General features: G+C 41.6%; 1 protein-coding gene. It reads left to right on the top strand.

The genetic code is table 11. The features are described 5' to 3' along the window. Nucleotides 1-405, top strand: a 405-nt coding sequence (locus SJ312_RS23395; RefSeq protein WP_319868428.1) for an ISAs1 family transposase, incomplete at its 5' end; no start/stop codon positions are given. Nucleotides 406-433: the final 28 nt, after the last annotated feature.

A 433-nucleotide genomic window follows, 5' to 3' on the forward strand; every position in this document is an offset into this window, starting at 1 on the left:
TACATTACGGTCCCATTTACCCAAGAATTTGGTGATTTTGCTGTTGATTGGAAAGGTTTAAAAACATTATGTATAGCAGTAACTTACCAGAAGTCGAATAGTGAATCATCGGGAAGTCTTGGTATTCGTTATTTCATCTCATCGAAGGAACTGACGCCGGTTAGTTTTGGCGAATTGTGTCGTGGTCACTGGGGTGTAGAGAGTATGCATTGGTGGCTGGATTGTGTGATGGGAGAAGATGATAGCCGCATTACTTATCAGCATGCGGCAGAGAATCTTTCGCGCATACGTCAAATGTGCATGAACTTGATAAAGTTAGTAGAAATGAAAGGCACTTTGAAAAGGCGGCAATTGAAATGTGCGTTAAATACAGAGTTTCGAGAGCACGTGTTATTTGGGACTTAACAACTATTTAACTCATGCGCAAGCCGTG

This window comes from Providencia sp. CIM-Carb-044, assembly GCF_033901115.1.
GTDB lineage: Bacteria > Pseudomonadota > Gammaproteobacteria > Enterobacterales > Enterobacteriaceae > Providencia > Providencia hangzhouensis.